The organism is Micromonospora sp. NPDC005254 (assembly GCF_042872525.1).
In the GTDB taxonomy this organism is placed as follows: Bacteria; Actinomycetota; Actinomycetes; order Mycobacteriales; family Micromonosporaceae; genus Micromonospora.
Genome location: NZ_JBIAKM010000001.1, coordinates 598,782 through 619,567, shown reverse-complemented (window position 1 = coordinate 619,567; position 20,786 = coordinate 598,782). Strand labels below are relative to the sequence as shown.

Sequence of the window (20,786 nt, the reverse complement as noted above, 5' to 3'; positions counted from 1 at the left end):
CATTCCGCTCGCGAGTGGGCCGCCCCGGCCACCCGGCCGACGTCACCGTTCCGCGACCACCATCGCCGACGCGATCCCGCCGTCGTGCGACAGCGAGAGGTGCCAGTGGTTGATCCCCCGCTCGACGGCCGCCGCCGCGACGGTGCCCGAGACGGTCAGCCAGGGCCGGCCAGCCCTATCGGGCACGATCTCGCAGTCGTGCCAGCTCAGCCCGGCCGGGGCGCCGAGCGCCTTGGCGACGGCCTCCTTCGCGGCGAACCGGGCGGCGAGCGACTCGGGCGAGCGTGGGGTGCCGGAGCGGGTGGCCCGCTCGGCCGCGGTGAAGAGCCGGTCGGCAAGCAGCGGCGTCCGCGCCAGGGACCGGGTGAACCGGTCGACCAGGACGACGTCGATGCCGACAGCGACGATCACCAGACCACCCTACCGGCGGCCGAGGCGGCAGATTAGCCGTCGGGCCCGCCGTGGGCAACGCCTGTGGACACACCGGGGTACGGCCGCAGCCGGCTGTCCACAGGGCACTCCGGCACGGCCCGACCCTGCCTAGCGTCAGCGCGTGGATGCCGATCGTGCACGGGGGTGGGGGTCATGACCGAGGAGCCGTTCGCCGTCCGGCCGCAGGAGCTGCGCGCCGTGGCCGGTGCGCTCGACGACGAGGCGTACCGGCTGGCGCGGGGTCTGGCCGGAGTGCCCGGCCTGCTGGTGCCGGCGCCGGGTTGGCGGGCCGCCACGGCTCTGGCGGGGCTGGAGTCGGCCGCGCACGCGTGGTTCTGCCGACTGGGAGCGGACGTGGCGGCGACCGCTGGTGGGGTCCGGGCCGCAGCCGAGGCGTACGAGACGGTGGACGACCGGGCTGCCGGCCGGTTCGCCGTCCTGCCCCGGTGAGCGGGGTCGGCTACCGGCAGCTCTGGGCCGCCGATCCGGGCGGCTGGCGGGCGGCCGGGGCGGCCTGGGCCGGGCTGACCGGTCCGGTCGAGCGGCACGCCGGCGAGCTGGCCGGTTCCGCCGGGCGGTTGCGGGGCGGCTGGTCCGGCGCGGCCGCGGTGGCGGCGGACGCTCGGCTGGGCGGCCTGCGGGGCGAGGTGACCTCGGTGGCGCCCGCGCTGATCGAGGCCGATCAGGTGCTGTCCGAGCTGGCCGGGTGCCTCGTGGTGGCAAAGGCGCGGCTCGCCGAGGCGGTCGCCCGGGCCGACGCGGCCGGCCTGGTGGTGGACCGGTCCGGTGGCGTGCACGTCGATCCGACTCGTCCCCGACCGACCGAGCCGGCCGGGGTGGCGGCGGCGCTGCGGGGCGCGCTGGAGTTGGCCGACGCGGCGGACCGGCAGGCCGCCGACCGGTTGGACGAGCTGGCCCGGGCCGCCGGCACCGGTTGGGCGTCCCCACCGCCGCCCGGCCGACCGGCCTCCGGGGCGACGCCGGCGCTGGTGCGCGCCTGGTGGTCCGGGTTGACCCCGGCGCAGCGACGGTGGCTGGTCGGGCACGAGCCGGCCCTCGTCGGCGGCCTGGACGGGGTGCCGGTGGCCGCCCGCGACCAGGCCAACCGCCTGCGGCTCGGTGCGCGGCGCGCGGAGTTGCTGGCCGAGCGTCGGCGGTTGCTGGCCCGGGTGCCGCCGGGGCCGCTCGCGTCGCTGCGGCTGCGCGCGGTGGCGGCGCGGCTGGCCGGCCTGGACACGCTCACCGAGCGCCTGGCGACCGGGGAACCGCGGGCGTACCTGCTGGGGCTGGACCCGGCCGGTGAGGGTCGGGTGGTGGTGGCGCTCGGCGACCCGGACCACGCCGACCGGGTGCTGACGTACGTGCCGGGAATGACCGCCGGGCTGGACGACGCCCCTGGCGAGCTGGGTCGCGCGGCCCGGGTGCTGGAGCGCTGCGCGACGCTCGCGCCGGGTGAGCGCGGCGCGGCGGTGCTGTGGCTGGACTACGACGCACCGGACTTCCTGACCGAGGCGGCGTCGGCCGGCCAGGCCCGGGACGCCGGCGGGGCGCTGCACCGCTTCCAGGAGGGGCTGCGCGCCACCCACGAGGGGCCGCCGGCGCGGCAGACCGTGCTCGGGCACAGCTACGGGTCGCTGGTGGTGGGCATCGCCGCCCGGGAGCACGGGCTGGCGGCCGACGCGTTGATGTTCGTCGGCTCACCGGGGGTCGGTGCGGCGCACGCCGCCGAGCTTGGCGTACCGGCCGCAGAGGTGTGGGCCAGCAGCGCTCCGGACGACGTGATCCGCCTGGCCCGGCCGGTGGACGAGCTGGGCCGCCGGGTCCTGCTGGGCGCCGCTCCGCTCGCCGCCGTGCTGGGCTGGCCGGATCGGACCGGCCACGAGCTGTGGTTCGGTCACGACCCGGCCGACCCCGGGTTCGGCGGCCGGGTGTTCCCCAGCGGTCGCGGCGGGCACACCGGCTACTGGGAGCCGGACAACCCGGCGCTGGACGGGATGGCCCGCGTGGTGCTGGGCCGCTGACGACGCGCTACTCGACGGTGACCGACTTGGCCAGGTTGCGGGGCTGGTCCACGTCGTGCCCCCGGGCGGCGGCGATCTCGGCGGCGAGCACCTGCAGCGGCACCGTGGTGACCAGTGGGGCCAGCAGGGTCGGCGTACGCGGCACGTAGATCAGGTGGTCGGCGTACCGGACGACGGCCTCGTCGCCCTCCTCCGCGATCACGATGGTCCGCGCGCCACGAGCCCGGACCTCCTGGATGTTGGAGACGACCTTGTCGTGCAGCATCCCCCGGCCCACCGGCGACGGCACCACGCAGATCACCGGGGTGCCCTTGTCGATCAGTGCGATCGGGCCGTGCTTCAGCTCACCGGCGGCGAAGCCCTCGGCGTGCATGTACGCCAGCTCCTTCAGCTTCAGCGCGCCCTCCAGGGCCACCGGGTAGCCGACGTGCCGGCCGATGAACAGCACTGTCGGCTCGGACTTCAGCTCCCGGGCCAGCTCACGGACGGGCTCGATCCGGTCGAGCAGCTCGCGCAGCTTGCCCGGGATGTCCTGCAACTGCGCGACCACCGCGCCGACCTCGTCGGCGAACTTGATCCCGCGGACCTGGGCCAGGTGCAGTCCGATCAGGTAGCAGGCGACGACCTGGGTGAGGAACGCCTTGGTGGAGGCGACGGCGATCTCCGGCCCGCCGTGGGTGTAGAGCACGGCGTCGGACTCGCGGGGGATGGTCGAGCCGTTGGTGTTGCAGATCGCCAGCACCCGGGCCTTCTGCTCCTTGGCGTGGCGCAGCGCCATCAGCGTGTCCATCGTTTCGCCGGACTGCGAGATCACCACGATCAGCGTGGACCGGTCGAGCACCGGGTCGCGGTAGCGGAACTCGCTGGCCAGCTCCACCTCGCAGGGGATCCGCGTCCAGTGCTCGATGGCGTACTTGGCGACCATGCCGGCGTGGTACGCGGTGCCGCAGGCCACGATGAAGATCTTGTCGACGTCGCGCAGATCCTGGTCGCTGAGGCGGACCTCGTCGAGGGCGATCTCACCGGTCTCGGTGAGCCGGCCGAGCAGCGTGTCGGCGATGGCCTGCGGCTGCTCCTCGATCTCCTTGAGCATGAACCAGTCGTAGCCACCCTTCTCGGCGGCCGAGGAGTCCCAGTCGATGTGGAAGTCCTTGCCGCTGGCGGGCTGACCGTCGAAGTCGGTGATCTCGATGCTGTCGCCGGTGATCAGGACGATCTGGTCCTGACCCAGCTCCACCGCCTCCCGGGTGTGCTCGATGAACGCGGCCACGTCGCTGGCCAGGTAGTTCTCCCCTTCGCCGCGGCCGACGACCAACGGCGAGTTGCGCCGGGCGCCGACGACCGCGCCGGGCACCCCGGCGTCGACCGCGAGCAGGGTGAACGCGCCCTCCAGCCGCTGGCACACGACGCGCATGCCGGCGGCGAGCAGCTGCGGACTGTCCGGCTGGCCGGCGGCGCGCAGGTCGGCCAGCGCGGCGGAGAGCAGGTGCGCGGCGCACTCCGTGTCGGTGTCGCTGGTGAACTGGACGCCGTCGGCCTCCAGTTCGGCGCGGAGCTTGGCGAAGTTCTCGATGATGCCGTTGTGGATCACCGCGACGCGCCCGTCGGGGGCCAGGTGCGGGTGGGCGTTGCGGTCGGTCGGCCCGCCGTGGGTGGCCCACCGGGTGTGCCCGATGCCGGTGGTGCCGTCACCGATGCCGATCGGGCTGGCCGCGCAGGAGGTCGGGTCGTCGGCGGCGCGCTCGGAGAGCACCTTCTCCAGGTTGGCGAGCTTGCCGGCCTTCTTCTCGGTCAGCAGCTGGTCATCGCAGACGATCGCCACGCCCGCCGAGTCGTAGCCCCGGTATTCCAGCCGCCGCAGCCCGTCGAGCACGATGCCCAGTGCCGGGCGCGCGCCCGCGTATCCCACGATTCCACACATGGCCCGCAGCCTAACCCAGTTTCGCTCAGCATGGGTGCTCGAAAGTCGGCTAAACAAGCACCGAATTTGAGCGATCGGTGGTGGGCGGGCCGCAATGGGACGAGTGTCACCGGACCGGTCGCGGTGCCACCGCAGCAACGGGGTTGCGGACGGCCAGCGGGTACGACAGTCTTCCGGCGGGCTCGGCGCGCGCTCCCCTGGCCCGTTGGCCCCATACCCACTCCCGCCCGGAGCAGCCATGTCCGACGCGCCCCCACCCGAGGTGCCCCCGACGTCACCCCCGGAACCAACCCCGACGCCGCCGGATCCGACGGCGGGACAGCCGGCGACGCCGCCGTCCGACTGGGCCGCGCCGGGCTCCTTCCCGATGCCCGACCCACTGGCCCCGGGCCAGCCCTGGGCACCCCCACCGCCGTGGACACCCGCGTCGCCCTCCGCGCCGTGGACACCCGATCCCACCGGCACCTCGTGGACGCCCACCGCGGCGGCTCCCTGGCCACCACCCCCGTCGCCGGCGCCCACCCCAGCCGCCTATCCGCCGCCGGGTTACCCACCGCCGGGTTACCCGCCACCCGGCTATCCACCGCCCTACCTCTATCCCGGCTATCCGCCGGCCGGGCGCCCCTCCGGCGGCAACGGTCGCGTGGTCGGGATCGTCGTCGCGGTCGTCGCGGCGCTCACCCTCGCCGTCTGCGGCTGCTTCTGCGTGGCCGGGCCCCTGGTCGGGCAGTTGGTCGGGGAGCCGGTGGCCGAGGACCCGTACGACACCGGCCCCTTCGACGACGACGGCTGGCCGCCGAGCGTCGCGCCGGAGCCCACCGCGCCCACCGATCCGGAGACCACCACCGCCGGGCCCACCAAGAAGCCGATCACGCAACCGACGTCGGGGCCCGCGCCGGTGACCGTGGTCTACCAGGTGTCCGGCGTGGGTGAGGCGGACATCGCCTACTACGACGCCGAGAGTGATCTCATCCACGTCGACAGCGCGAAGCTGCCGTGGCGCACGACCATCCGGACCAACGGCCAGAGCCGGGTCATGGTGGAGGCGACCTGGCCCGACGGCGTGGCCGAGAAGCCCCTCGACTGCACGATCACGATCACCGGCGCCGGAAAGCCGGTGATCGACAAAAGCCAGGGGTACTGGATGACCCGCTGCGAGCCCGAGTGAGGCTGGGGTTGCGCCGCCGGGTGCCCGTAGGCTGGCGCAGGTGACGACGAGCACCGATGTCGACCCGCTGGTGGCCCGGATGCGGCCGTTCGGCACGACGATCTTCGCCGAGATGTCCGCCCTCGCCGTACGGACCGGGGCGGTCAACCTGGGCCAGGGCTTCCCGGACACGGACGGCCCGCCGGAGATGCTGGCCGCCGCCGCCGAGGCGCTGCGCGGCGGGCACAACCAGTACCCGCCCGGCCCGGGGATACCCGCCCTGCGCGCGGCCGTCGCGGCCCACCAGCGGCGGTTCCACGACCTGTCGTACGACCCGGACGGCGAGATCGTGATCACGGCGGGCGCGACCGAGGCGGTGGCGGCCAGCATCCTCGCGCTGTGCGAGCCGGGTGACGAGGTGGTCTGCTTCGAGCCGTACTACGACTCGTACGCCGCCTCGATCGCGCTGGCCGGCGCGGTCCGGCGGCCGGTCACGCTGCGTCCCGCCGCGGACGGCCGGTACGCCTTCGACCCCGCGGCGCTGCGGGCGGCGTTCGGGCCGCGTACCCGGCTGGTGCTGCTCAACTCACCGCACAATCCGACCGGCAAGGTGTTCACGCCGACCGAGCTGGCGCTGGTGGCCGAGCTGTGTCAGGAGTACGGCGCGTACGCGGTCACCGACGAGGTCTACGAGCACCTGGTGTTCACGGACGCGTCCGGTCCGCACGTGCCGCTGGCCGCGCTGCCCGGGATGCGGGAGCGGACGCTGCGCATCTCGTCGGCCGGCAAGACGTTCTCCTGCACCGGTTGGAAGGTCGGCTGGGTGAGCGGCCCGGCGGCGCTGGTCTCGGCCGTGCTGCGGGTGAAGCAGTTCCTCACCTATGTCAACGCCGCTCCGCTGCAACCTGCGGTCGCCGTGGCGCTGGCCCTGCCCGACGACTACTACACAGGCTTCCGCGACGGGCTCCAGCAGCGCCGCGACCAGCTCGTGGGCGGCCTCACCGACGCCGGTTTCGAGGTGCTGACGTCGGAGGCGACGTATTTCGTCACCGCCGACATCACCCCGCTCGGCGGCTCGGACGGGGTGGAGTTCTGCCGGTCGCTGCCGGAGCGCTGCGGCGTGGTGGCCGTGCCGACCCAGGTCTTCTACGACGACGCCGAGGCCGGCCGACGACTGGTCCGGTTCGCGTTCTGCAAGCGTCCGGAGGTGCTGACCGAGGCGGTCACCCGGTTGCGCGCCCTGACCCGCTGACGCGCCGGGCCAAAGCCCCGGTCCACTCGACTACGACCCGGCGGGGCTGGCGGTGCGTACCAGGTCGGCGATGCGCTCGGCGACCTCGCGGGCGGTCGCCTCGGTGGCGGCCTCGACCATCACCCGGACGAGCGGTTCGGTGCCCGACGGGCGCAGCAGCACCCGGCCGGTCTCGCCCAGCTCCGCCTCGGCCCGCTCGACCTCGGCACGGACGGCCGGTGCGGCGGCGCCGACGGTGCGGTCGCCGACCGGGACGTTGATCAGCACCTGCGGCAGCTTGGTGACGACGGAGGCCAGCTCGGCCAGGGATCTGCCGGTCGCGGCCATCCGGGCCATCAGGTGCAGGCCGGTGAGGACCCCGTCGCCGGTGGTGGCGTGCGCGGGCATGACGATGTGGCCGCTCTGCTCGCCACCGAGCGCCAGCTCGGAGGCGCGCAGCTCCTCCAGCACGTACCGGTCGCCGACCTTGGTCTCGATCAGCCGGATGCCCTGCGCGGACATCGCCAGCCGCAGGCCGAGGTTGCTCATCACGGTGGCCACCAGGGTGTCCTGGGTGAGCGTGCCGGCGTCGCGCATGGCCAGCGCGAGGATCGCCATCACCTGGTCGCCGTCGACCTCGTCGCCGTCGGCGGTGACCGCCAGGCAGCGGTCGGCGTCACCGTCGTGGGCGATGCCCAGGTGGGCGCCGTGCTCGACGACGGCCTCGCGCAGCGCCTCGATGTGGTTGGAGCCGCACTCGTCGTTGATGTTCAGCCCGTCGGGCTCGGCGTGGATCGCGATGACCTCGGCCCCGGCCTCCCGGTACGCGACGGGCGCGACCTCGGCGGCGGCGCCGTTGGCGCAGTCGACGACGACCTTGATCCCGTCGAGCCGGTGCGGCACGGTGCCGACGAGGTGCTGGATGTAGTGGTCCGCACCGTCGAGCAGGTCGTGCACCCGGCCGACGCCGGCGCCGACCGGCCGGTCCCAGGCGGTGGTGGCGTTCGTCTCGACGGCCGCCTCGATCCGCATCTCGATCTCGTCGGGCAGTTTGTGCCCGCCGGCGGCGAAGAGCTTGATGCCGTTGTCCGGCATGGGGTTGTGCGACGCGGAGAGCATCACTCCGAGGTCGGCCTTCGCCTCGGCGGTGAGGAACGCCACGGCCGGGGTGGGCAGCACGCCGACGCGTACCACGTTGGCGCCGGCGCTGGTCAGCCCGGCCACGACGGCGGCCTCCAGCATCTCGCCGCTGGCCCGGGTGTCCCGGCCGACCACGGCGAGCGGCGGGTGGCTGCGGTCCGTCTCGGCGAGTGTGTGCGCGGCGGCCACGGCGAGCGCGAGCGCCAATTCGGGGGTGAGATCCGCGTTCGCCCGCCCGCGTACGCCGTCCGTGCCGAACAACCGACCCATACCCGCCAACCTCCGATGAGCACTACCGAGAAGGAGAAAGCGGAACGGCCGGCCCACCTCCCCGGTCGAGGGGAGGCGGACCGGCCGTCCGTCAGAAGTACAACGCGCTGGGAAAGATCAGCGCTTCGAGTACTGGGGAGCCTTACGGGCCTTCTTGAGGCCGTACTTCTTGCTCTCCTTGACCCGGGCGTCCCGGGTCAGGAAGCCGGCCTTCTTGAGGGCCGGGCGGTCGTCCGGCTCGCTGATGATCAGCGCGCGGGCGATGCCCAGCCGGAGCGCACCGGCCTGGCCGGTGGTGCCGCCGCCACGCAGGTTGGCGATGACGTCGAACTGGTCGAGCTTCTCGGCGGTGACCAGCGGGTCCTTGATGAGCTGCTGGTGCACCTTGCTCGGGAAGTACGCCTCGAGGTCCTGCCCGTTGCAGGTGATCTTGCCGGTGCCCGGGACGATGCGGACCCGGACGATGGCCTCCTTGCGGCGGCCCACGGTCTGGATCGGCCGGTCACCACGAGGCGCGCGGGCGACGGGCGCCGGCGCCTCGGTAGCCTCGGGGGCTTCCGGGGCGACCTCGGTCTCGATGATGTCGGTCATGCTGCTTCCTTCGCCCGCGCTCACTGCGCGATCTGCTTGATCTCGAACGGCACCGGCTGCTGCGCGAGGTGCGGGTGCTCGGCACCGGCGTAGACCTTCAGCTTCTTGATCAGCTGACGGCCGAGCTTGTTGTGCGGGAGCATCCCCTTCACGGCCAGCTCGATGGCCCGCTCGGGGCGCTTGGTCAGCAGCTCGTCGTAGCCGACCTGCTTCAGACCACCCGGGTAACCCGAGTGGCGGTAAGCGACCTTGGTCTGGCGCTTGTTGCCGGTCAGCGCAACCTTGCCCGCGTTCACGATGACGACGAAGTCGCCCGTGTCGACGTGCGGCGCGAAAGTCGGCTTGTGCTTACCACGCAGCAACGTGGCGGCGTGGGTGGCCAGGCGGCCCAGCACGACATCAGAGGCGTCGATGACGTGCCACTGACGCTCGATCTCACCCGGCTTCGGGCTGTACGTACGCACAGGTCTACCTTGTCTCGTCGTCGGTCTGGGGTCGCGCGCCGAGGTGACCAGATCTAGCAGGCCGGACCAGCGCGCACGAACGACCAAGCGTACCTGATAGGGCACGCCTCTGGATGTCGTACAACAGCAGGCAACGATACCCGGCGCCCCATCGGCAGGTCAAAACGGGGGTGGGATGCCGCGCGGCGACGCGCCGGTCATGACCCGGATCACACCCCGGCGAGCCGATGGGACCCCGGACGCCGGTAGACGAACCAGGTCACCGCGCAGCACAGCGCGTACCAGCCGATGAACGCCAGGTAGGCGGAATCGGCGTTGCCGGAGCCGAGGAACGACTGGCGGAAGGCGATGTTGACCAGCACCCCGCCGGAGGCGCCGATCGCGCCGGCGATGCCGATCAACGCGCCGGTCATCCGCCGCGCCCACCGCGCGGCGGCCTCCGGGTCACGTGTGCCGGTGGCCACGGCGTCCGCCGCCCGGGCCCGGAAGATCGCCGGGATCATCTTGTACGTGGAGCCGTTGCCGACACCGGAGAAGACGAAGAGGGCGAGGAAGCTGGCCAGGTAGAGCCCGAACGAGCGCTCGCGGGCCGCGTACAGCACGGCGCCGGCGCCGATCGCCATCGCCACGAAGTTCCAGAAGGTCACCCGGGCTCCGCCGAGCCGGTCGGCGAGGTGGCCGCCCAGCGGCCGGATCAGCGAGCCCACAAGCGGCCCGAGGAAGGTCAGCCAGGCGGCGTCGACGGCTGTGGGAAACCGCTCGGCGAACTGGAGCTGGAGCACCTGGCCGAACGCGAAGCCGAACCCGATGAACGAGCCGAAGGTGCCGATGTAGAGCAGCGACATGATCCAGGTGTGCGGGTCCCGGGCAGCCTCGCGCAGCGACCCGGGCTCGTTGCGCGCGCCGGGCACGGTGTCCAGCCAGCGGGCCGCCGCCAGCGCGGCCAGCACGATCAGCGGCAGGTAGACCGCGGGCACCAACCGGGGGTACGCGGCGCCGGCGGTGGCGAGCACCGCCAGCCCGACCAGCTGCACCGCGGGCACGCCGAGGTTGCCGCCACCGGACTGCGGTGCTGGTGAGCGTGCTCACGGCGGCTCCTCCTCGTCGATGCGACGAGGAGGAACGCTAGGGAAGCGGGATTACCTGGCAGTGCCCGTCACGGGTCGGCCCGGAAACGCCTACCGCACCACGGGCCGGCGGCGATGGTGAGGTCCGATGGCTCAGAGCTGCTGGAGGATGCGCAGGGCGCGGCCGACCCGGAGCATGGTCTCGGTGTCGGCGACGTCCACGCAGTCGGTGAACCATTTCTTCATCGGTGCGGAGATCCGGTCGGGCATCACCACGTACCGGCCCATCGGCACGGCGAGGGGTGAGTCGCGCAGCAGCGATTCCTCGACCACCTCGACCACGATCACGATGGGCACGTCTGTGGAGTTGTAGACGTCCGAGCTGATCACGAGCCCGAGGCGTTCCCGGGCGCCCTCGATGCGCCAGACCTCACCCCTACGCAGCACGCGGCCGTCCGCCGGAGTAGAGATCGTTGACCATGCCGACCTCGCGGGCGTCGGCGAGGGCGGCGGACTCCAGGTCGAGGCCGGCACGGCCCACGGCGGCGGCGTGCGCGGTGAAGACCTCGCGCAGCGCCTTCTCGCGGGCGGCCTGGTCCATCCACGCCGAGAGGGACAGCCCTTCGCGCTTGGCGAAGCGTCGGGCCTCCTCGATCGTCTCGTCCGTGAACGACAATGTCACCTTGGCAGTCATGCCGCTGAGACTACCCAGCGGTATGACCCCCAGTCATCCCCACGCCCATCGACTCGCCCCGGGGCGGCGAAACGTACATTCCGCCGGGATTACCCGGCCCGGCCGCCGAACACCGCGAAGCGCCACTCCTTGAAGAAACAGTCGACGTCGACCAGACCCGCCTCGGCGAGCCACCGGCACTGGTCGGCCACGGTCGCCGGGCGGTCGTGGCTCATCCGTTCCCGGGCGGCGGCGATCTCCTCGGGGGACGAGCCCAGCTCGGTGATCCTGGCTGTCCAGACTTCGTCGTAGCGCCGGTCCAGCGCCGGGGTGAGGCCGGCGACCTGCTCGGCGTTGACGAACACCCCGCCTGGCGCCAGCGCGGCAGCGGCCCGCCGGTAGAGCGCGCGCTTGCCGGCGTCGTCCAGGTGGTGGATCGCCAGGGCGCTGACCACCGCGTCGTACCGGCCCGGCGGCAACTCGTCCGCCAGGTCGGCCCGGACCGTTCGGTGTGGCACGGACCGCGCGTTCAACTGGTCGGCGGCGCGGGCGAGCATCGCCGGCGCGGCGTCCACCAGGGTCAGCCGGACCCCGGGCACCGCCGCGGCGAGCAGCAGCGAGAGCAGGCCGGTGCCCGCGCCCAGATCCAACACCTCGGGGGTACGGCCGGCGGCCAGCGCGGCGCGCAGCGGCGGCGCAGCCACCTCGACGGCGGTGCCGTAAAACGCGTCGAAGCAGGGCACGAGCCGCCGACGGGCCTCGTCATAGGTACCGGCCACCGCGTCGAAGACGTCCACCACGCTCATCGCAGTCTCCCATAAATTGAGACAGGTTTCCCACATTATAAGCACTGATCGCAAGGTGGTCATAGACGGCGCGGCCGGCAAGGACCCGAGACCCGGCGGACCCGTTCGTGCCGGGGCCGCTCTTGCCCCGCCCCAGATCTTGGACAGTTTCCGTTACGAGCTAACGGAAACTGTCCAAGATCTCCACGACAGTTAGGGGGAGCGCTGTGCCGGACAAGCCACCCGATCGGAAGCCCGAGCCGAAGCCCGAACCGGCACCGCCGTCGTCACCGGGCGTGCCCTGGCCACGCAGGAACCATCGTTCCGCTGACCGTCCCGGGAGATGAGGCCCGGCGCCGCCGCTGGTCACGCGTCCGTCCGGGGCCGCCATCACCCGCCCGTCACGTCCGCTGCCCCTGTGCGGTGTGAGCCCCACTTGACAGGACCGAAACAGAAGAGACCCGGACCGGAAACCGCCCGGCGGCACGCTTTCGGGACATGACAGACGGTGCATGGCCGGCAACTCGACCGGGGCGTACGCCCCGGGAGGTGGCGACGCACTGCCCGTACTGCGCCCTTCAGTGCGGCATGACGCTGCGCGAGGACGACACCGGGGTGAGCGTGCTCCCCCGCCAGTTTCCCACCAACCGGGGCGGGCTCTGCCAGAAGGGCTGGACCTCCGCCGAGCTGCTCGACCACCCGGACCGGCTGACCACCCCGCTGCTGCGCGACCCGGTCAGCGGCGAGCTGCGCCCGGCGACCTGGGACGCCGCGCTGGACCGGATCGTCACCGACCTGCGCGCCATCGGGGACAGCTCCGGTCGGGACGCGGTCGCCGTTTTCGGCGGCGGCGGGCTGACCAACGAGAAGGCGTACGCGCTGGGGAAGTTCGCCCGGGTCGCGCTGCGCACCCGCAACATCGACTACAACGGACGGTTCTGCATGTCCTCGGCGGCTGCCGCCGGGCTGCGCGCCTTCGGTGTCGACCGGGGGCTGCCGTTTCCGCTGGCCGACCTCGGCCGGGCCGACACCCTGCTGTTGGTCGGCGCCAACCCGGCGGAGACCATGCCGCCGCTGGTGCGCTGGCTCACCGAGCAGCGCCGGGGCGGCGGCCGGCTCATCGTCGTCGACCCCCGCGTCACCGCCACCGCCCGCCAGGCCGACCTGCACCTGCAACCGCTGCCCGGCACCGACCTCGCCGTGGCCAACGCGCTGCTGCACATCGCGGTCACCGAAGGGTGGGTCGACCAGGCGTACGTGGCCGAGCGGACCACCGGCTTCGACGCGGTCCGCCGCAGCGTCGCCGCCTGGTGGCCGGCCCGCGCGGAACAGCTCTCCGGCGTGCCGGTGGCCGACCTGGAGGCGACCGCCCGCGCGCTGGGCACCGGCAGCCGCGTGATCATCCTGACCGCGCGCGGCGCCGAGCAGCACGCCAAGGGCGTCGACACCGTCACCGCGTACGTCAATCTCGCTCTCGCTCTCGGCCTGCCCGGCCGCGAGGGCTCGGGGTACGGCTGCCTCACCGGCCAGGGCAACGGCCAGGGCGGGCGGGAGCACGGGCAGAAGGCCGACCAGCTCCCCGGCTACCGCAGGATCGACGACCCGGCGGCCCGGGAGCACGTCGCCGGTGTCTGGGGCGTGCCGGCCGACGACCTGCCCGGCCCGGGCGTGCCGGCCTACCAACTGCTCGACTCGCTCGGCACCCCCGACGGCCCCCGGGCGTTGCTGGTGTTCGGCTCGAACCCGGTGGTCTCCGCTCCCCGGGCCGCCCGGATCGAGGGCCGGCTGCGCGACCTCGACCTGCTGGTCGTCGCCGACCTGCTGCTCTCCGAGACGGCGGCCCTGGCCGACGTGGTGCTGCCCACCGCGCAGTGGGCCGAGGAGGACGGCACGATGACCAATCTGGAGGGCCGCGTGCTGCGTCGACGGGCGCTGCGCCCGCCTCCGCCGGGCGTCCGCACCGACCTGGCCATCCTCGCCGACCTGGCGGCGAGGTTGGGCGACGCCGGGACGGCGGCGGCGCGGTTTCCGACCGATCCGGCCACCGTGTTCGCCGAGCTGCGCCGCGCCTCCGCCGGCGGGGTCGCCGACTACGCCGGCATCGACTGGGCCCGGATCGACGAGACCGACGGTGTCTTCTGGCCCTGCCCCAGCGAGGACGGGCCGGACACGCCACGGCTCTTCGCCGACCGGTTCGGCACCCCGGACGGCCGGGCCCGGTTCCACGCCGTGGAGCACCGGCCGGCAGCCGAGGAGGTCTGCGCCACGTATCCCCTGCACTTCACCACCGGCCGGGTGCTCGCCCAGTACCAGTCCGGCACCCAGACCCGCCGGGTGGCCGCGCTGCGCCGCGCCGCGCCCGAGGCGTTCGTCGAGCTGCACCCCGACCTGGCGGCCCGGCTGGGCATCGACGACGGCGACCCGGTGCGGGTCACGTCCCGCCGAGGCGAGCTGCGCGCGCCGGCCCGCCTCAGCGCGGGGATCCGCCCGGACACGGTCTTCGCGCCGTTCCACTGGCCCGGCGCCGGCCGAGCCAACTCGGTGACGAACGACGCGGTGGACCCGATCTCCGGGATGCCCGAGTTCAAGATCTGCGCGGTCCGGGTGGAGAAGGCATGACGGCCCGAGTGGTGATCGTCGGCAACGGGATGGCCGGTGCCCGGCTCGCGGCCGAGCTGCACGCCCGCGAGGGAGACCGGAAGGTCACCGTGCTCGGGGCGGAGCCGCACCGCGCGTACAACCGGATCATGCTCTCCACGCTGCTGACCGGCCGGATCGCCGAACCGGACGTGGAGCTGACCGAGGCCGCCGGGCACGGCATCGACAGGCGCCCCGGCGTGCCGGTGACCGCGGTGGACCGGCCCGCCCGCGAGGTCCGCACCGGCGACGGCGAACGGATCTCCTACGACCACCTGGTGCTGGCCACCGGCGCGCGGGCGGTGGTGCCGCCGCTGCCCGGCCTCGACCCGACCGACCTGCCGCAGCGGGTCGTTCCCTTCCGGACCCTGGACGACTGCCGCCGGATCCTCGCCGTCGCCGACGGGGCCCGCAGCGCGATCGTGCTCGGTGGTGGGCTGCTCGGCCTGGAGGCCGCCCGCGGCCTGGCCACCCGGGGGCTCGCCACCACCGTCGTGCACCACACCGGGCACCTCATGGAACGGCAGCTCGACCCCGCGGCCGGCGCGGTGCTCGCCGGCACGCTCGCCCGGCTCGGCGTCACCATCCAGCTCGCGGTGCCGGCGACCGGAGTCGTCGCCGACGACACCGGCGTCCGCCTCGACCTGGCCGACGGCCGGTCGCTGCACGCCGACCTGCTGGTGCTCTCCTGCGGGGTACGCCCGGACACCGCCCTCGCGCAGGCCGCCGGGCTGACCGTGCGGCGCGGCGTGGTGGTGGACGACCGGCTGCGCACCAACGACCGGAGGGTCTCGGCGCTCGGCGACTGCGCCGAGCACGACGGCGCGATCACCGGGCTGGTCGCACCCGCCTGGGCCCAGGCCCGGGTGCTCGCCGACGTGCTGACCGGCACCGACCCGCTGGCCCGCTACCGACCCCGGCCGGTGGTGACCCGACTCAAGGCGGCCGGAATCGACCTGGCCGCGATGGGCGACGCGGCGGGCGGCGGGCCGGGCGAGGAGCTGACCTTCGCCGACCCGGCCCGGGGCACGTACGCCCGGCTACGGATCCACGACGAGCGGCTGATCGGCGCGATCCTGCTCGGCGACAACCCCTCGGTCGGCACGGTGATCCAGCTCTTCGACCGGGGTCACCCGGTGCCGGCCGACCGGCGGGCCCTGCTGCTGGGCCGGGCGCTGGGCGGGGCCGTCGCGGCGCCGAGCGCGTCACCGGCGCTGATGCCGGACGCGGCAGTCGTCTGCCAGTGCAACACCGTCACCAAGGGAGCGCTGGTGCGGTGCTGGCGCTCCGGCGCGCGGACGGTCGACGCGGTGGTGGCGGGGACCCGGGCCGGCACCGGATGCGGCGGATGCCGGGACGCGGTCGGCGGCATCGTCGACTGGCTGTCCGAAGCGGAATCGGTGGAGGTGACGCGATGAGCGGTCGGGACCTGGTCGTCATCGGCAACGGCATGGTGGGGCAGCGCTTCGTCGACGCGCTGCGCGCCCGTGATCCGCAGGGCCGCTGGCGGGTGACCGTGCTGGCCGAGGAGGGGCGTCCGGCGTACGACCGGGTGCGGCTCTCGGCGTACTTCGACGGGGTGAGCGAGGACGAGCTCAACGTGCACACCCCGTACGACGGTGTGCGACTGCGCCTGGGTGAGCCGGCCACCGCCATCGACCGCGCCCGGCGGGTGGTGACCACCGCCGTCGGCGAGTACGGCTACGACGCGCTGGTGCTGGCCACCGGGTCGTACCCCTTCGTGCCGCCGGTGCCCGGCGCCGACCTGCCCGGCGTGTTCGTCTACCGGACCCTGGACGACCTGGCGGCGATCCGGGCGTACGCGCGGGGCCGGCGGGTCGGCGCGGTGATCGGCGGCGGACTGCTCGGGCTGGAGGCGGCGAACGCCCTGCGCCTGCTCGGCCTGAGCACCGACGTGGTCGAGTTCGCGCCCCGGCTGATGCCGGTGCAGGTGGACCAGGCCGGTGGTGCGATGCTGCGCCGCTACGTCGAGGAGCTGGGTGTGCGTACCCACCTCGGGGTGGCCACCACCGCGATCCGGGCTGGCGCCGACGGCGCGGTCGACGCCCTGGAGCTGTCCGACGGCCGCGTGGTCGACGCCGAGCTGGTCGTGGTGGCCGCCGGCATCCGGCCCCGCGACGAGCTGGCGCGGGCCGCCGGCCTGCCGCTGGGTCCGCGCGGCGGGGTGCTCGTCGACGCGACCTGCCGCAGCGCCGACGAGCGCGTCTGGGCCGTCGGTGAGTGCGCGGCGGTCGACGGCACCTGCCACGGCCTGGTCGCCCCCGGGTACGCGACGGCCGAGGTGGTGGCCGACCGTTTGGTCGGCGGCGCGGCGACCTTCCCGGGCGCGGACACCGCCACCAAGCTGAAACTGCTCGGTGTCGACGTGGCGTCGTTCGGCGACGCGCACGGCACCACCGAGGACTGCCTGGACGTCACGTTCACCGACCCGGCCACCCGGGTGTACGCGAAACTGGTCCTCTCCGACGACGCGCACACTCTGCTGGGCGGGGTGCTGGTGGGTGACGCCAGCGCGTACCCGACGTTGCGGGCCAGTGTGGGCGGCCCGCTGCCGGCCGCTCCGCTGGCGCTGCTCGCCCCGGACGGCGGCGGCGCGGACGCCGGAGCGCTGCCCGGCACCGCCCAGGTCTGCTCCTGCAACGCGGTCACCCGCGGCGACGTGGACGACGCCATCGCGGGCGGCTGCGCGGACGTGCCGGCGTTGAAGGCGTGCACGCGGGCGGGCACGAGCTGCGGCTCCTGCGTGCCGATGCTCAAGCAGCTGCTGGACGCGGCCGGCGTGGCACAGTCCACGGCGCTGTGCGAGCACTTCGACGTGAGTCGCCGCGAGCTGTTCGAGATCGTCCGCGTCCGCGGCATCCGCACGTTCTCCCGGCTGGTCGCCGAGCACGGCCGGGGACGCGGCTGCGACATCTGCAAACCGGTGGTGGCGTCGATCCTCGCCTCGCTGGGCAACGGCCACGTGCTCGACGGGGAGCAGGCGTCGTTGCAGGACACCAACGACCACTTCCTGGCCAACCTGCAACGCGACGGCAGCTACTCGGTGGTGCCCCGCATCCCCGGCGGCGAGATCACCCCGGAGAAGCTGATCGTCATCGGCGAGGTCGCCCGGGACTTCCAGCTCTACACGAAGATCACCGGCGGGCAGCGGATCGACCTGTTCGGGGCCCGGGTGGAGCAGCTGCCGCAGATCTGGCGACGCCTGGTGGACGCCGGTTTCGAGTCCGGCCACGCGTACGGCAAGGCGCTGCGCACGGTGAAGTCCTGCGTCGGCGAGACCTGGTGCCGGTACGGGGTGCAGGATTCGGTGGGGCTGGCCGTTGCGCTGGAGCTGCGCTATCGCGGGCTGCGCGCGCCGCACAAGCTCAAGTCGGCGGTCTCCGGTTGTGCCCGGGAGTGCGCCGAGGCCCGCAGCAAGGACTTCGGCATCATCGCCACCGAGACCGGCTGGAACCTCTACGTCGGCGGCAACGGCGGCTTCCGGCCCCGCCACGCCGACCTGTTCGCCACTGATTTGTCGACAGAAGCACTGATTCGACTAATCGATAGATTTTTAATGTATTACATCCGCACCGCCGACCGGCTGCAACGCACCGCCGGGTGGATCGAGGCCATGGACGGCGGCCTGGACCACCTGCGCGCGGTGATCGTGGACGACTCGTTGGGGCTCTGCGCCGACCTGGACGCGGCGATGGCCCGACACGTGGCGTCGTACTCCGACGAGTGGCGCGACGTGCTGGACGACCCGGAGCGGCTGCGCCGCTACACCTCCTTCGTCAACGCCCCCGACGTGCCCGACCCGTCGATCACCTTCGCGCAGGAGCGCGGCCAGCCGGTGCCCGCGCGTGGTGACGGTCCGCCCGGCGGTCACCGCCGGCAGCCGGTCACCCTCGGCCTTCCGGGGGTACGGCGATGAGCCCCACCACCACGCTGACCTGGACCCCGGTGTGCCCGCTGGACCGGCTGGAGCCGAACCGGGGCGCCGCCGCCCTGGTCGACGGCGTGCAGGTCGCCCTCTTCCACACCGTGGACGGGCTGTTCGCGATCGACAACCGCGACCCGGTCTCCGGGGCGTACGTGCTGTCGCGGGGCATCGTGGGCAGCCGCGGCAGCGTGCCGACGGTCGCCTCCCCGCTGCACAAGCAGGTGTACGACCTGCGCACCGGGGAGTGCCTCGACCTGCCCGGGATGGCCGTGGCCCGGCACGACACGCGCTGCCACGACGGGATCGTCGAAGTGCGGTTGCGACGGGAGGGCTGATGCGGGAAGAACTGGCCGGCTTCACCATCGGGGTGACCGCCGACCGGCGGCGCGACGAGTTGGCCGCGCTGCTCGAACGCCGGGGCGCCCGCGTGGTGCTCGCCCCGGCGCTGCGGATCGTGCCGCTGTCCGACGACACGGAACTGCGCGAGGCGACCCGCGCCTGCCTGGACCAGCCACCCGACATCCTGATGGCCAACACCGGCATCGGGATGCGCGGCTGGCTGGAGGCGGCCGAGGGTTGGGGGCTGGCCGAACCACTGCGTTCGGTGCTCGCCAGCTCGTACGTCGTCGCCCGGGGCCCGAAGGCACGCGGCGCGATCCGCGCGGCCGGGCTGCACGACCAGTGGTCACCGGCGTCGGAGAGCTGCGACGAGGTGGTCGATCACCTGCGCCGCCGTGGCGTGGCCGGGCAGGTGATCGCCATGCAGCTGCACGGTGAGCGGCAGCCCGAGTGCACGCTCGCGCTGGAGGCGGCCGGCGCCACGGTGATCGAGGTGCCGGTCTACCGCTGGGCGCCGCCGACCGACCCGGCGCCGCTGCACCGGTTGATCGACCTGATCGCCGGCCGGCTGGTGGACGCGGTGACGTTCACCTCGGCACCGGCGGCCGAGGCGCTGCTGCGGGCCGCCGGGGACCGTACCGACGCGGTGGTGGCCGCGCTCCGCAGCGACGTGCTGGCCAGCTGCGTCGGCGCGGTGACCGCCGAGCCGTTGCTGCGCCACGGGGTGCCGGTGAGCGCGCCAGGGCGGGCCCGGCTGGGCGCGTTGGTGCGGACCATCGTCGACGAACTGCCTCGCCGGACCCTGACGTTCAAGGCCGGCGGGCACCTGCTCACCCTGCGCGGGCACGCGGCGGTGATCGACGGGGAACTACGCCCGCTGGCTCCCGCCCCCATGGCGGTGCTGCGGGCGCTGGCCCAGGCCCCCGGACGGGTGCTGTCGCGCACCGCGCTGCTGCGGACCCTCCCCCGGGGCGCCGACGAGCACGCGGTGGAGATGGCGGTGGCACGCCTGCGGGCCGGCCTGCGCGCGCCGCGCGTGGTGCAGACCGTGGTCAAGCGCGGCTACCGGCTCCGGGTCGACTGACGCGTCGTGGCCGGCCCTGGTGTGCCGGCCACGACGCGGTGGTTCAGCCGACCGGCGTGGGGAAGCCCCGACCGTGCTCGGCCTGGAGCCGGAGCATCGCGTGCTCGACCACCGTCACCAGCACCTGCTTGACCGAATCCCGGTGCCGGGCGTCGGTCATCACCAACGGCACCTGCGGCGAGATGGCCAGCGCCTCGCGGATCTCCTCCAGCTCGTACTGGGGAGCGCCGTCGAACCGGTTCAGCGCCACCACGTACGGCAGGTTGCGGTTCTCGAAGTAGTCCAGCGGGGCGAACGCGTCGGTGATCCGGCGGGTGTCCACCAGGACGGCGGCACCCACCGCACCTCGGATGATCTCGTCCCACATGAACCAGAAGCGGGTCTGACCCGGCGTACCGAACAGGTACAGGATCAGGTCCTGGGCCATGGTGATCCGGCCGAAGTCCATGGCGACCGTGGTGGTCTCCTTGCCCGGCACCTTGGACGGGTCGTCGATACCGACACCCGCGGCTGTCATCACCGCCTCGGTCGTCAGCGGCGTGATCTCGGAGATCGAGCCGACGAGGGTCGTCTTACCGACGCCGAAGCCGCCCGCGACGACGATCTTCGCGGAGACGATTCCCCGGCTCGGCCGCCCCCCAGCGGGGGGGTCATAGCCTGCGAAGTCCACTTAGCACCCTTCCAAGCAGTTCCATCCGCTCCTCGAACCCCTCGGCGGGAGCAGCAGTGTGTAACGTCAGCAGGCTCTCGGCCACCATGTCGGCGACCAGTACCCGGGCGACGCCCAGCGGCATCCGGGTGTACGCGGCGATCTCCGCCAGCGACTGTGCACGGCCCTCGCAGACGGTGGCGATGCGGTGCTTGTCGTGCCCCGCGAAACGGGACTCGGCAACCTGAGTGGGAGAGGCCGTGAGGACCGCCTCGAGGGCGATGTCCTGCCGGGGCTCGGTACGACCACGGGTGACCGCGTACGGACGCACCAGAGCGCCGCGCGGGTCAGCGCGCCGTTGGTCCATCCATGATCACCTCCTCGTCCCC

19 protein-coding genes and 1 pseudogene are annotated in these 20,786 nt (G+C 73.5%); 9 read left to right on the top strand and 11 right to left on the bottom strand.

The annotated features are described in order from the left end of the window. Positions 1-42 precede the first annotated feature (42 nt). Entirely contained in the window at positions 43-411 is a 369-nt protein-coding gene (locus ACFYPR_RS03010) for a holo-ACP synthase (protein ID WP_354855333.1), read from the bottom strand. Positions 412-585: 174 nt separating this feature from the next. Between ACFYPR_RS03010 and ACFYPR_RS03005 the strand changes: the two genes are divergently transcribed. Beyond that, the gene (locus ACFYPR_RS03005; protein WP_387258425.1) at positions 586-882 is read left to right on the top strand and encodes a hypothetical protein; all 297 of its coding nucleotides are present in this window, start codon (positions 586-588) and stop codon (positions 880-882) included. After that, the gene (locus ACFYPR_RS03000; protein WP_355068239.1) at positions 879-2,453 is read left to right on the top strand and encodes an alpha/beta hydrolase; all 1,575 of its coding nucleotides are present in this window, start codon (positions 879-881) and stop codon (positions 2,451-2,453) included. The genes ACFYPR_RS03005 and ACFYPR_RS03000 overlap by 4 nt, the downstream gene beginning before the upstream one ends. A 7-nt stretch (positions 2,454-2,460) precedes the next feature. Here ACFYPR_RS03000 and glmS read toward each other — a convergent pair whose 3' ends face one another. Beyond that, positions 2,461-4,374 carry a glutamine--fructose-6-phosphate transaminase (isomerizing) gene (glmS, locus tag ACFYPR_RS02995; protein ID WP_355068237.1) on the bottom strand — a complete coding sequence of 638 codons (1,914 nt, stop codon included), beginning with the start codon at positions 4,372-4,374 and terminating at the stop codon, positions 2,461-2,463. Between the two features lie 238 nt (positions 4,375-4,612). Between glmS and ACFYPR_RS02990 the strand changes: the two genes are divergently transcribed. After that, complete coding sequence (locus ACFYPR_RS02990) at positions 4,613-5,542, top strand: MmpS family transport accessory protein (RefSeq protein WP_387258423.1); 930 nt, start codon at positions 4,613-4,615, stop codon at positions 5,540-5,542. Between the two features lie 40 nt (positions 5,543-5,582). Next, on the top strand, positions 5,583-6,773 hold the full coding sequence (locus ACFYPR_RS02985; RefSeq protein WP_354855328.1) for a pyridoxal phosphate-dependent aminotransferase: 1,191 nt from the start codon (positions 5,583-5,585) through the stop codon (positions 6,771-6,773). 30 nt (positions 6,774-6,803) lie between these two features. Here the strand turns inward: ACFYPR_RS02985 and glmM are convergent, their stop codons facing one another. From glmM to ACFYPR_RS02950, 7 genes and pseudogenes are all read right to left on the bottom strand, one after another. Further along, positions 6,804-8,162 (bottom strand): phosphoglucosamine mutase, encoded by a 1,359-nt coding sequence (gene glmM, locus ACFYPR_RS02980; RefSeq protein ID WP_354855327.1) that lies wholly within the window; start codon positions 8,160-8,162, stop codon positions 6,804-6,806. 117 nt (positions 8,163-8,279) lie between these two features. Then, entirely contained in the window at positions 8,280-8,753 is a 474-nt protein-coding gene (gene rpsI / locus ACFYPR_RS02975; protein WP_355068231.1) for a 30S ribosomal protein S9, read from the bottom strand. A gap of 20 nt (positions 8,754-8,773) precedes the next feature. Further along, on the bottom strand, positions 8,774-9,217 hold the full coding sequence (rplM, locus tag ACFYPR_RS02970; RefSeq protein WP_007465158.1) for a 50S ribosomal protein L13: 444 nt from the start codon (positions 9,215-9,217) through the stop codon (positions 8,774-8,776). Positions 9,218-9,426: 209 nt separating this feature from the next. After that, a pseudogene (locus tag ACFYPR_RS02965) lies at positions 9,427-10,281 on the bottom strand (nitrate/nitrite transporter); the annotation flags it as partial. 156 nt (positions 10,282-10,437) lie between these two features. Continuing rightward, positions 10,438-10,731, bottom strand: coding sequence for a hypothetical protein (locus tag ACFYPR_RS02960; protein WP_354855325.1), 294 nt, complete (start codon positions 10,729-10,731; stop codon positions 10,438-10,440). Beyond that, positions 10,721-10,978, bottom strand: coding sequence for a DUF6364 family protein (locus tag ACFYPR_RS02955; RefSeq protein ID WP_354855324.1), 258 nt, complete (start codon positions 10,976-10,978; stop codon positions 10,721-10,723). The genes ACFYPR_RS02960 and ACFYPR_RS02955 overlap by 11 nt, the downstream gene beginning before the upstream one ends. A gap of 89 nt (positions 10,979-11,067) precedes the next feature. Continuing rightward, a complete protein-coding gene (locus ACFYPR_RS02950) occupies positions 11,068-11,763 on the bottom strand; it encodes a methyltransferase domain-containing protein (protein WP_387258421.1) in 696 nt (231 codons plus the stop codon). Between the two features lie 477 nt (positions 11,764-12,240). Between ACFYPR_RS02950 and ACFYPR_RS02945 the strand changes: the two genes are divergently transcribed. The 5 genes from ACFYPR_RS02945 to ACFYPR_RS02925 are packed head-to-tail and all read left to right on the top strand — an operon-like array spanning position 12,241 to position 19,748. Further along, positions 12,241-14,361, top strand: a complete 2,121-nt coding sequence (locus ACFYPR_RS02945; RefSeq protein ID WP_387258419.1) for a molybdopterin oxidoreductase family protein — start codon at positions 12,241-12,243, stop codon at positions 14,359-14,361. Continuing rightward, positions 14,358-15,797 (top strand): FAD-dependent oxidoreductase, encoded by a 1,440-nt coding sequence (locus tag ACFYPR_RS02940; RefSeq protein WP_354862007.1) that lies wholly within the window; start codon positions 14,358-14,360, stop codon positions 15,795-15,797. The genes ACFYPR_RS02945 and ACFYPR_RS02940 overlap by 4 nt, the downstream gene beginning before the upstream one ends. After that, the gene (nirB, locus tag ACFYPR_RS02935; RefSeq protein WP_354862009.1) at positions 15,794-18,316 is read left to right on the top strand and encodes a nitrite reductase large subunit NirB; all 2,523 of its coding nucleotides are present in this window, start codon (positions 15,794-15,796) and stop codon (positions 18,314-18,316) included. Before ACFYPR_RS02940 ends, nirB begins: the two co-directional genes overlap by 4 nt. Further along, on the top strand, positions 18,313-18,660 hold the full coding sequence (gene nirD / locus ACFYPR_RS02930) for a nitrite reductase small subunit NirD (protein WP_354862010.1): 348 nt from the start codon (positions 18,313-18,315) through the stop codon (positions 18,658-18,660). The genes nirB and nirD overlap by 4 nt, the downstream gene beginning before the upstream one ends. Next, positions 18,660-19,748, top strand: coding sequence for a uroporphyrinogen-III synthase (locus tag ACFYPR_RS02925; RefSeq protein WP_354862012.1), 1,089 nt, complete (start codon positions 18,660-18,662; stop codon positions 19,746-19,748). Before nirD ends, ACFYPR_RS02925 begins: the two co-directional genes overlap by 1 nt. 43 nt (positions 19,749-19,791) lie before the next feature. Here the strand turns inward: ACFYPR_RS02925 and ACFYPR_RS02920 are convergent, their stop codons facing one another. Together ACFYPR_RS02920 and ACFYPR_RS02915 are read right to left on the bottom strand one after the other, a co-directional pair. After that, on the bottom strand, positions 19,792-20,418 hold the full coding sequence (locus ACFYPR_RS02920) for an ATP/GTP-binding protein (RefSeq protein WP_354862014.1): 627 nt from the start codon (positions 20,416-20,418) through the stop codon (positions 19,792-19,794). Further along, positions 20,399-20,764: a DUF742 domain-containing protein gene (locus tag ACFYPR_RS02915; protein WP_007465174.1), complete on the bottom strand. Its 366-nt coding sequence runs from the start codon at positions 20,762-20,764 to the stop codon at positions 20,399-20,401. Before ACFYPR_RS02915 ends, ACFYPR_RS02920 begins: the two co-directional genes overlap by 20 nt. Positions 20,765-20,786: the final 22 nt, after the last annotated feature.

Excerpts from the sequence above, each read along its gene's own strand:
- ACFYPR_RS02945 (WP_387258419.1), top strand. The coding sequence starts at position 12,241 with ATGACAGACGGTGCATGGCCGGCAACTCGACCGGGGCGTACGCCCCGG.
- ACFYPR_RS02940 (WP_354862007.1), top strand. The coding sequence starts at position 14,358 with ATGACGGCCCGAGTGGTGATCGTCGGCAACGGGATGGCCGGTGCCCGG.
- ACFYPR_RS03005 (WP_387258425.1), top strand. The coding sequence starts at position 586 with ATGACCGAGGAGCCGTTCGCCGTCCGGCCGCAGGAGCTGCGCGCCGTG.
- rpsI (WP_355068231.1), bottom strand. The coding sequence starts at position 8,753 with ATGACCGACATCATCGAGACCGAGGTCGCCCCGGAAGCCCCCGAGGCT.
- ACFYPR_RS02990 (WP_387258423.1), top strand. The coding sequence starts at position 4,613 with ATGTCCGACGCGCCCCCACCCGAGGTGCCCCCGACGTCACCCCCGGAA.
- nirB (WP_354862009.1), top strand. The coding sequence starts at position 15,794 with ATGAGCGGTCGGGACCTGGTCGTCATCGGCAACGGCATGGTGGGGCAG.
- ACFYPR_RS02915 (WP_007465174.1), bottom strand. The coding sequence starts at position 20,764 with ATGGACCAACGGCGCGCTGACCCGCGCGGCGCTCTGGTGCGTCCGTAC.
- ACFYPR_RS02950 (WP_387258421.1), bottom strand. The coding sequence starts at position 11,763 with ATGAGCGTGGTGGACGTCTTCGACGCGGTGGCCGGTACCTATGACGAG.
- ACFYPR_RS02925 (WP_354862012.1), top strand. The coding sequence starts at position 18,660 with ATGCGGGAAGAACTGGCCGGCTTCACCATCGGGGTGACCGCCGACCGG.
- nirD (WP_354862010.1), top strand. The coding sequence starts at position 18,313 with ATGAGCCCCACCACCACGCTGACCTGGACCCCGGTGTGCCCGCTGGAC.
- glmS (WP_355068237.1), bottom strand. The coding sequence starts at position 4,374 with ATGTGTGGAATCGTGGGATACGCGGGCGCGCGCCCGGCACTGGGCATC.
- ACFYPR_RS02955 (WP_354855324.1), bottom strand. The coding sequence starts at position 10,978 with ATGACTGCCAAGGTGACATTGTCGTTCACGGACGAGACGATCGAGGAG.
- glmM (WP_354855327.1), bottom strand. The coding sequence starts at position 8,162 with ATGGGTCGGTTGTTCGGCACGGACGGCGTACGCGGGCGGGCGAACGCG.